Annotated in this window: 8 protein-coding genes; 1 reads left to right on the top strand and 7 read right to left on the bottom strand. The window is 64.9% G+C overall.

Translation table 11 applies throughout. The annotated features are described in order from the left end of the window. From VGV07_RS19950 to uvrA, 4 genes are all read right to left on the bottom strand, one after another. Nucleotides 1-139 (bottom strand): DUF1127 domain-containing protein (locus VGV07_RS19950; RefSeq protein WP_326870483.1); only part of this gene is annotated, 139 nt, incomplete at its 3' end. A gap of 207 nt (nt 140-346) precedes the next feature. Continuing rightward, complete coding sequence (locus VGV07_RS19945; RefSeq protein ID WP_326870482.1) at nt 347-493, bottom strand: hypothetical protein; 147 nt, start codon at nt 491-493, stop codon at nt 347-349. A gap of 452 nt (nt 494-945) precedes the next feature. Next, entirely contained in the window at nt 946-2,001 is a 1,056-nt protein-coding gene (locus VGV07_RS19940) for a dipeptidase (RefSeq protein ID WP_326870481.1), read from the bottom strand. 199 nt (nt 2,002-2,200) lie between these two features. Next, nucleotides 2,201-5,089, bottom strand: coding sequence for an excinuclease ABC subunit UvrA (gene uvrA / locus VGV07_RS19935; protein ID WP_326870480.1), 2,889 nt, complete (start codon nt 5,087-5,089; stop codon nt 2,201-2,203). Nucleotides 5,090-5,500: 411 nt separating this feature from the next. Here uvrA and ssb point away from each other — a divergent pair, with 411 nt between their 5' ends. Further along, nucleotides 5,501-6,007 (top strand): single-stranded DNA-binding protein, encoded by a 507-nt coding sequence (gene ssb, locus VGV07_RS19930; protein ID WP_326870479.1) that lies wholly within the window; start codon nt 5,501-5,503, stop codon nt 6,005-6,007. Nucleotides 6,008-6,250: 243 nt separating this feature from the next. Here ssb and VGV07_RS19925 read toward each other — a convergent pair whose 3' ends face one another. The 3 genes from VGV07_RS19925 to VGV07_RS19915 form a co-directional block, all read right to left on the bottom strand. Continuing rightward, nucleotides 6,251-7,027, bottom strand: a complete 777-nt coding sequence (locus VGV07_RS19925) for a class I SAM-dependent methyltransferase (protein WP_326870477.1) — start codon at nt 7,025-7,027, stop codon at nt 6,251-6,253. Nucleotides 7,028-7,082: 55 nt separating this feature from the next. Further along, complete coding sequence (locus VGV07_RS19920; RefSeq protein ID WP_326870476.1) at nt 7,083-8,978, bottom strand: diguanylate cyclase domain-containing protein; 1,896 nt, start codon at nt 8,976-8,978, stop codon at nt 7,083-7,085. Nucleotides 8,979-9,134: 156 nt separating this feature from the next. Further along, complete coding sequence (locus VGV07_RS19915; RefSeq protein ID WP_326870475.1) at nt 9,135-9,668, bottom strand: hypothetical protein; 534 nt, start codon at nt 9,666-9,668, stop codon at nt 9,135-9,137. Nucleotides 9,669-9,738: the final 70 nt, after the last annotated feature.

Genomic DNA, 9,738 nt, shown 5'->3' with positions numbered 1-9,738 from the left:
GCGCATGGTCGCGGGCGATGCGCTGGATGTCGGTGCGAGTGATGCCGAGATCGCTCAGCTGACGGGTGTCGAGAGCGTTGAGCTCACGGACGGTCTGCTGGTAGGCGGCCCACTTCTTCAGCGTAGTGCGAATACCCATTTCAAGTCTCCTTTCGTTTACGAGAACATAGATAGGCTCGTTCTCTGCGGACGAGCAGATGGAGATGCATCAGAACCGTTATGCGTCTGGTGCATGGCATTAACCGCTCACGTTCATTTGTGATTCAGACTGCGGCGACCCGCGGGCAAGAAAATGGCCGCCGGGCACACGGCGGCCATCCTCGAATGGTTAGCGATCAATGAAGCTCTAGCGGTCGAACAGGCCGCGGGTCATCTTCTGGAAGTCGGGTCCCGTGATCCCCAGTGCGTCACGGGTTGTGGGGACGTCCAGTTCCCGCAACGTCTGCCTGATGTCGACCAGGCGCCGGTGGCGCCAGACGGCACGAACAAACATGGCGTTTTCCTTTCGCGGATCACCACCACGGTAAGATGAGCCGATTTGCGCCGATGTGCATGCAGTGAGTTATCAGTGCCGGCATGCGCTCGGTGCATGGCAATTTCACGCGACTGTCACAGATTTCGCGCAAAAGCGGCGGCCGCCTGCCCGGCGCCGCAAAGCGTGCCAGTTTCGCCGAACAGATGAACTGAATCCCCACCCACGATGTCATCCTCGCGAAAGCGGATGCGCGATAGGTTACGATAGTGCCCACCCAGCGGCTGTCATCCCTGCGAAAGCAGGGGACCCATCCATCCACCCGCGCGGGCTGTGACCTGGGTTCCCGCTTTCGCAGGGATGACACCGAGTTTGGGGCGCCGTTTCGTGGTGATCGCACCGCCGGACGTCACGTCAGGGCAGTGAGCAGCGTCTAAATTCGCGCGAATGACCCGGTGGGTGAGCGCGCCGGTTCAGCCGATGGTGCGTTCGAGCAGCGACAGCCAGTTACCGGTGCCCAGGCGCTCGAGCAGCGGGCGATCGTAGCCGTGGCGCTCGAGTGCTTCGACCAGCACGGGCAGGGCGGCCGCAGAGCTGATGGTTGCAGGAATCATCGCGCCATCGAAATCCGACCCGAAGCCGACATGCGTATCACCTGCGATCTCGATCAGATGGTCGAGGTGCCGGACCATCAGCTCGATATCGGTATCGGGGTTCATCTGGCCATCCGGCCGCAGGAATCCGGTGGCGAAGTTGAGGCCGACCATGCCGTTGCTGTCGCGGATGGCGCGCAACTGGTCGTCGGTGAGATTGCGCGGTGTCGGGCAGAGGGCGTGGGCGTTGGAATGGGTGGCGACCAGCGGGGCGCTCGACAGCTCCGCCACATCCCAGAAGCCACGCTCGTTGAGGTGCGACAGGTCGATCAGCACGCCGAGGCGGTTGCAGGCGGCGACGAGGCGCTTGCCGGCTTCGGTAAGTCCCGGCCCGATGTCGGGCGGGCCGGGGAAGCGGAACGGCACCCCATAGCCGAAGGCGTTGTTGCGGCTCCATACCGGGCCGAGTGAACGGAGCCCGGCGGCGTAGAGCACTTCGAGGAAATCGAGCTCAGGATCGATGCACTCGACGCCCTCGATGTGCAGCACTGCCGCCATCGCGCCACGTCCCATGGCAGCGCGAATCTCGGCGGCGCTGCGGCAGACCGTGAACTGGCCGCCGGAGGCACGCTCGAGCTGGAACAGCAGCGAAATCATCCTGATGGCGCTGGCGCGGGCCGCGTCCATCGCCAGCGGCGGTGGCATCGGCACCTCGCCGCCAGCGGCACGCAGGGCGCCGAAATCGATCTTTTCGGGCGAGGGGCAGAAGACTGCAAACAGCCCGCCGGCGAGGTGACCGGCCCGCGCCTTGGGCAGGTCGATATGCCCTTCCTCGGTTCCTGCGAGGAACCCCGCGACCGGATCGGCGGCGGTGGTGTTGTAGAGGCGCAGCAGCGCGTCGTTATGGCCGTCGAAGATGGGGAGCGGTGTGGTCAAGGGGGGCGGGTCCGTGCGCGGGAGAGTCTCGGTGACAACAAGAGCAGGGGCGGGGGATTGGGACAAGCGGCAGAGGTGATGTTATTCAGGTGAGCACGCGCAGCTATAGTGTCGCTAGGCGAGCATCCCAACTGATGGTGCAGTCGGGAAGCCCTCCCCCGCGAGCGGGAGAGGGCGCGCCGACCGCTGGCTTCCGAGCTTACTCCGCCGCGGTGCGCTGCGGGCGGCGCTCCATGACGTCCTTGAGGAAGCGGCCGGTATGCGAGCGGGGGTTGGCGGCGATATCCTCGGGGGTGCCGACGCCGACCACTTCGCCGCCGCCATCGCCGCCTTCGGGGCCCATGTCGATGACCCAGTCGGCCGTCTTGATGACTTCGAGATTATGCTCGATCACCACCACCGTGTTGCCGGTGTCGACCAGTTCGTGCAGCACTTCAAGAAGCTTGGCGATGTCGTGGAAATGCAGCCCGGTCGTCGGTTCGTCCAGCATATAGAGCGTGCGGCCGGTGGCGCGGCGGCTGAGCTCCTTCGATAGCTTGACGCGCTGTGCCTCGCCGCCCGACAGCGTCGTCGCCGGCTGGCCGACCTTGACGTAGCCGAGCCCGACCCGTTGCAGGGTCAGGAACTTTTCACGGATCGAGGGCACCGCAGCGAAGAACTCCACCGCCTCGTCGATGGTCATGTCGAGCACATCGGCGATCGACTTGCCCTTGAACTGCACTTCGAGCGTCTCGCGATTGTAGCGATGGCCCTTGCACACCTCGCAGGTGACATAGACGTCGGGCAGGAAGTGCATCTCGATCTTGATGACGCCGTCGCCTTCGCACTTCTCGCAGCGGCCGCCCTTGACGTTGAACGAAAAGCGGCCCGGGCCGTAGCCGCGCGCCTTGGCTTCCGGCAGGCCGGCGAACCACTCGCGCATCGGACCGAAGGCGCCGGTATAGGTGGCGGGGTTGGAGCGCGGGGTGCGGCCGATCGGCGACTGATCGATATCGATTACCTTGTCGAGGTGCTCGAGGCCGGTGAGGTGGTTGTGCGGCGCCGGGTTGACGCGCGCCCCGTTCAGCCGGCGGGCGATCGCCTGGTACATGGTGTCGATCATCAGCGTCGACTTGCCGCCGCCGGAGACGCCGGTGATGGCGACGAAATTGCCAAGCGGCACATCGACCGAGACGTTCTTCAGGTTGTTGCCGGTTGCCCCGTCGATATGGAGCTTCTTGGTCTTGCTCTGCTTCCGCCGCTCGATCGGCATCGGGATGCTGAGCGCGCCGGAAAGGTACTGGCCGGTGATGCTCTTGGGGTTGCTGATCACCTGCTGCGGCGTGCCCTCGGCGACGATGTGGCCGCCATTGACACCGGCGCCGGGGCCGATATCGACCACGTAATCGGCAAGCAGGATGGCGTCCTCGTCGTGCTCGACCACGATCACCGTGTTGCCGATGTCGCGCAGGCGCTGCAGCGTTTCGAGCAGCCGCGCATTGTCGCGCTGGTGCAGGCCGATCGACGGCTCGTCGAGCACATAGAGCACGCCGGTGAGGCCCGAGCCGATCTGGCTGGCGAGCCGGATACGCTGGCTCTCGCCGCCCGACAGCGAGCCGGAATTGCGGGCGAGCGTCAGGTAGTCGAGGCCGACATCGTTGAGGAAGCCCAGCCGCTCGCGTATCTCCTTGAAGATGCGCTCGCCGATCTTGTTCTGCTGCTCGGTGAGCTTTTCGGGCAGGGCGGTGAACCACTCCGCCGCCGCCTTGATCGATTTCTCGCTGACCTGTGCGATGTGCAGGCCATCGATCTTCACCGCCAGCGCCTCGGGCTTCAGCCGATAGCCATTGCAGGCGACGCAGGGCGCCTGCGACATGTACTTCTCGATCTCCTCGCGCATGCCGGCGCTCTCGGTCTCCTTGTAGCGCCGCTCGAGGTTGCCGATCACGCCTTCGAACGGCTTGGTCGACTTATAGGTGCGAAGGCCGTCGTCATAGACGAAGTTGATCGCGGTGTTGCCGGTGCCGAACAGCACGGCATGCTGCACCTCGAAGGGCAGTTCCTCCCAGGCGGTGCCAGTCGAGGCGCCGTAGTGCTTCACCACGGCCTGCAGCGTCTGCTGGTAGTACGGGGCACTGGTCTTCGACCATGGCAGGATAGCGCCATCGCGCAGCGAAAGGCTGACATCGGGGACGATCAAGTTCGGATCGATCTTCTGCTCGGTGCCCAGCCCGTCGCAGACCGGGCAGGCGCCGAACGGGTTGTTGAACGAGAACAGCCGCGGCTCGATCTCGGGGATGGTAAAGCCGGAGATCGGATCGGCGAACTTCTCGGAAAAGATCAGCCGCTTGGGTGCGCCGTTCTCGTCGAGCTCGTCGGCGAACTCGGCGAAGGCGATGCCGTCGGCCAGCTTCAGCGCCGTCTCGAAACTCTCGGCCAGGCGACCGGCAATATCGGGGCCGACGACCAGGCGATCGACCACAACTTCGACGTCGTGCTTGATCTTCTTGTCGAGGTTGGGCGCATCCTCGATGTCGTGGAACTCGCCATCGATCTTCACGCGCTGAAAACCCTTGCGCATCAGGTCATTGAGTTCGCGCTTGTACTCGCCCTTGCGGCCGCGGGCGATCGGCGCCAGCAGATAAAGCCGGGTTTCGGGCGGCTGCGCCATGACGATATCGACCATCTGGCTGACGGTCTGGCTCTGGATCGGCAGCCCGGTGACCGGCGAATAGGGGATACCGACACGTGCGAACAACAGGCGCAGGTAGTCGTAGATCTCGGTGACCGTGCCGACGGTCGAACGCGGGTTGCGCGAGGTGGTCTTCTGCTCGATCGAGATGGCGGGGCTGAGGCCATCGATCTGCTCGACATCCGGCTTCTGCATCATTTCGAGGAACTGGCGCGCATAGGCGCTCAGCGACTCGACGTAGCGGCGCTGGCCCTCGGCATAGATGGTGTCGAACGCCAGCGAGGACTTGCCCGAGCCACTGAGCCCGGTCATCACGATGAGGCTGTCGCGCGGCAACCTCAGGTCGATATTCTTGAGGTTGTGTTCCTTGGCGCCCCTGATGACGAGATCGCGGTTCGGGTTGGGTCTATCGGCCATCAAAGACTTCCACTTGACTAGGGCGAGCGACCATAGAGCCGCTTTGTGCCAAATCGTGTCAGGGTTTCAAAAAAGAGGGGCTCGGCCGCACATCTGGGGATCCGGCGCCCGACTTGCAACTTAACCACGCCGCGACGGTTCCTGTCACCACGGCGGCACCCGGCTTCAGTCAAACTTCACGTGAACATAAGAGGAACATAGTAGAGTCGGTCAACTCCCCTCATGCGGCTGTGGACTGGAGCGGGTGCTTGACAAAGCGCGGCGCAAGGAGAACATAAGAGGAACGATTGGGCGCCGACGAAGCTGTGGGCTAAGGCGGTTTGGCGCGCGCGCCGTCGGAGCGATAGCGGTAGGATACGCGCCGGAGTTTCTCCCGGGTGCGTTTCCGGGAAAGTTGGAAAGGAAAGTGCCATGGCTGGCAGCGTGAACAAGGTCATCCTGGTCGGCAATCTGGGCAATGACCCCGAGGTGCGGAACTTGCCCAGTGGCGGCAAGGTGGTGAACCTCAGCGTCGCGACCTCGGACCAGTGGCGCGACAAGAACACTGGCGAGCGCAAGGAGCGCACCGAGTGGCACCGTGTGGTGATCTTCTCGGAAGGCCTGGTGCGCGTGGCGGAGCAGTACCTGCGCAAGGGCGCGAAGGTCTATATCGAAGGCGCGCTGCAGACCCGCAAGTGGCAGGACCAGTCCGGCCAGGACAAGTATTCGACCGAGATCGTGCTGCAGGGCTTCAACTCGACCCTGACGATGCTGGATGGTCGTGGCGATGGCGAAGGCGCCTCGGGGGGCGGTGGCTTCTCGAGCCCGCGCGAATCGAGCGGCGGCGGCTTCGGCGGCCCGCCAGCCCGGCAGGAGCGCCGCCCGAGCTCGGCCCCGGCGTTCGAGTCCGGCTCGATGGACGACGACATTCCGTTCTGAGGCGGTTGCGGCTTCGGACGAGTGGTTCAGACGGGTCGCGCAGGCGGCCCGTTTCGTTTTGAGAACTGCGTTTCGTCATTGGAAGGCACAGTTTGCACCTCCCACTCGATGTCATCCCAGCGAGAGCTGGGACCCACCCATCGGCTGGCACGGGCTGCGAGTTGGGTCCCAGCTTTCGCTGGGATGACAGCCGGTGGGTAGGCGGGTCGGGGGGCCAATCTCTGTTCTGCGGCAGGCGATGCGCTACCTCGGTATGACACTCCCCCAGCTCACCAGCGTCCTCACCGTGTAGCTCAGCTGTCCCGCCACGGCGTGCGGCTCCAGTAGTTCGGCAAGTTCGGCATCGAATGCGGTTGTCCGGCTGCCGAGCTTCGAATAGGCCCAGGTGTCGCGCGAGTGCTGGCAGTTGATGAAGTCCTCGACGCTCTGGCTGAACGGCGCGGTGAAGAATTCCCGGCCGGCCACGGCGACGTGGCCGTGAAAGTCTCCGGCGATGGCGTCCGGGCGGCGGGGCTCGAACGGCTTGCCGGTGACGTCCGGCACCCACTTGCCGAGAAAGCGCTGCCAGTCGGCCTGCCAGGGCGGCTCGAATGCATCGTCCCCGGAAACTGCTGCAAACACGTGCCCAGGCGCCGCTTGCGCAAGCAGCCGCGGGAACAGCCGGTCGTGGTTCATCCAATGGATGCTGGCCGCGGCGACGGTCAGGTCGAAGCGCCAGCCGTCGAGCGGTGCATCTTCGGCGAGACCTCGCACCCAGTGAAGGTTCGGCGCCCGTCCACCGGGCAAGCTTTGTCCGAGCGCGATCATGTGTTGCGAGGGATCGACGGCAACCACATCGGCGAAGGCGCCAGTCAGCGGACGCGATACCTTGCCAGGGCCACAGCCGATATCGAGCATCGCATCGTGGCGGGGCGCCAGCTGGCGCAGCTTTTCGAACACTGCCTCAGGGTAGGGTGGACGGTAGGGATAGAGGTCGACGACCTCTCGGTTCTCAAAGGATGCCCCGGGACGATCGTTCATCAGTTGCCTCCAGCTGCCGGTTCTTTAGCAGGAGGTGGTGTCGGCTCGGCGACGATCAACCAACGAGGCGCGGCGTTCTGATGTTGACGGGCGCCACGACGCTCTGGTTCCTGCCCTGGGCTTTGGCGTCGTAGAGGGCAAGGTCGGCAGTGCTGATCAGCCAGGAGCCGTCGTGCACGGCGTCCCGATCGCGGGGGTCGATGGCGGCAATGCCGATGCTGATGGTGGCGACGCGCCAGGGCAGGTTGCGGGCGTGCGGGATGGCGAGCGCCTGGACGTGCCGGCAGAGATCGGCCGCGATGGCGCGGGCGGCATCGATATCGGTATCGGGCAGCAGCAGCGCCAGTTCCTCGCCGCCGTAGCGCGCCGCGAGGTCGACGGGGCGGCGCGCCGCCATGGCGACGACCGAGGCGATCGACTTGAGGCAGGCGTCCCCGGCAAGGTGGCCGTGATCGTCGTTGAAGCGCTTGAAGCGGTCGGCGTCGACCATCAGCAGCGACAGCGGCGTGGAGAGGCGGCGAGCGCGAGCCACCTCGCGGCTCAATGCCGCATCGAAGGCGCGGCGATTGGCGATGCCGGTGAGTCCATCGCGCAGGGCGAGACTTTCGAGCTCCAGTTCGAGGCGCTTCCGTTCGCTGATGTCGCGGGTCACGCCGACCACCGACAGCCGGTCCGAGCGTTCGGCGGCAATGCGCAGCGAGGTCTCGAGCCAGATTTCACCACCGTCCCGATGCTGCACGCGGAAGGAGACGGTTTCCTGCTCGGTAATGCCGCGACGCAGCCGATCGGCGGCAGCCTCGACCGAGGGGCGATCGATCGGGTTCACCACCTCGAAGGCGTTCTTGCCCAGCATCTCTTCGGGCCGGTAGCCGGTGAGCCGTTCGAGGGCAGGGGAGATGTAGGTGCGGGTCCCGTCGCTGTCAAAACGCTCGACCAGGTCGCTGGCGCTCTCGGCCAGCAGGCGGAATTCGGCCTCCTTGTGCTCGAGCACGGTTTCGCTGCGCTGCCGGCGGCGGATCTGGTCGATCAGGCGCAGGCCGAGCAGTGCGGCGGCGAGCGTCAGGCCAAGGGTAATGGCGCCGCGCAGAAACGCGCCGCGGCCCCAACTGGCCAATGCCTCGGCATGGGAAACCGCGACGACCGAAACGATGGGGTAGTGCGTGCCACGGTCGTAGCCGCCGATGCGGCGGTGGCCGTCGACGGCGGAATCGTAGTGGTAGGCGCCGGACGTCCGGGCCAGGTCCGGCCGGGCGAACAGCTCACCCTCGCCCAGATCCTCGTTGGCGAGATCGGGGTGATAGGGTTTGCGGCTGAGCAGCAGGCCGTTGCTGTCATAAAGGCTGATGGTGCCGAGCGCACCGACCTCGATGCCATCATAGACATCGGCGAAGTAGCGGGTGTCGATCGCTGCGACCACCACGCCGCCGAAGCTGCCATCCGGCTGATCGAAGCGGCGGCTGACGGTGGTGACGGTGGCATCGCCCTCGGCGGCAAGCACCGGTGCGCCGAATGACGGAGCGTCGCTCGGCGAGTTCGCATGATCCTGGAAATAGCTGTAGGCGGCCTGGTTGCCGCCGGGCGGCATGTTCTCGGAGGTGGTGATGATCCAGTTGCCATCGGCATCGTAGACATAGATGCCGCGCAGGCGCTGTGCACTTTCCATCGTACGCAGCATGAAGGCTTCGGTCTGCTTCAGCGCCACGGGCGCCATGCCGGCGGTCTCGATCTGATAGCTGACCAGCGAGACGGCCTGGTCCGCGATCTCGTAGGTATCCTCGGCATGCTGACGCATCGAGCGAGCGAGGTTCTGCGTTTCGAGTTCGGCCTTCTGCACGGCGGCATCATAGGCCACCCACTCGCGCCAACCCTCCAGCACGACGATCGCCGCACAGATGGCAACGACAAACAGCGCCGCGCGCCCGATCAGCGATTTTGGGGCCGGACGGGCCATGAGGCGAGGCTTCCAGAATGGAGTTTGTTCCGGATTGTCTCGCATGATCTCGTTAACATCGGCGAAAGCGGGAGCTTAGCATCGTCCCTCACCTGTTCACCAAAATGCAAACGGACGGCCATGGGCCGTCCGCAAAAGCGCTTAGTTGTCGAGAGCTTACTTGCTGAACGGCACCGACGCCTTCAGCATCTCGCCGGTGGCGTTGAACACCACCTGGAAATCGACGCCGATCGCCTGGCCCTTGCCCTTGAGCACGATCGCAGCGGTAACGGTGAGGTCGTTCCCGTCCTCGTCCTTGTTCCGCTCTTTGAGGTTGAACACGATATTGTCGCCCGACTTCTTGCCGACAGCGAGGCCGGAGAAGGTAACGTTAGAGGTCATCGCTGCCTCATAGCGCCGGTTCTGGTCGCTATAGGCCAGGGTGCCGTTGACGGCGAGGCTGGTGCCGGCCAGCGTGCAGCGGCCCGAGTAGTTGACCTTCTCGGAATTGCCTTCGCTGAGCGTCAGGCGGCAGACGACGGACTCGCTCTCGGCACCCACCAGGGTGCCGCGGCCCTTCCAGCTGCCGACATAGGACTTCAGCAGCGCCACATCGGCCGGTGCGGCCATTACGGGCGCCGCGGCCATGGGGGTGACGGCCAGCAGACCAGCGAGCGCGACGATGCGCGGCAGGGGTCCGAAGAGCTTCATTTCTTAACGCCTCCAAGCGGATGAAAGAATCGCCCCCCGGCGACCAGCAGAGCCGGCAGAATGAACACAT

Source organism: Devosia sp., from assembly GCF_035944845.1.
GTDB lineage: Bacteria > Pseudomonadota > Alphaproteobacteria > Rhizobiales > Devosiaceae > Devosia_A.
The sequence above is the reverse complement of the archived record's forward strand: the minus strand, read 5'-3'. Positions and strand labels throughout refer to the sequence as shown.

Coding starts and splice junctions, on each gene's coding strand:
- VGV07_RS19920 (WP_326870476.1), bottom strand. CDS start 8,978: ATGGCCCGTCCGGCCCCAAAATCGCTGATCGGGCGCGCGGCGCTGTTT.
- VGV07_RS19945 (WP_326870482.1), bottom strand. CDS start 493: ATGTTTGTTCGTGCCGTCTGGCGCCACCGGCGCCTGGTCGACATCAGG.
- ssb (WP_326870479.1), top strand. CDS start 5,501: ATGGCTGGCAGCGTGAACAAGGTCATCCTGGTCGGCAATCTGGGCAAT.
- uvrA (WP_326870480.1), bottom strand. CDS start 5,089: ATGGCCGATAGACCCAACCCGAACCGCGATCTCGTCATCAGGGGCGCC.
- VGV07_RS19925 (WP_326870477.1), bottom strand. CDS start 7,027: ATGAACGATCGTCCCGGGGCATCCTTTGAGAACCGAGAGGTCGTCGAC.
- VGV07_RS19915 (WP_326870475.1), bottom strand. CDS start 9,668: ATGAAGCTCTTCGGACCCCTGCCGCGCATCGTCGCGCTCGCTGGTCTG.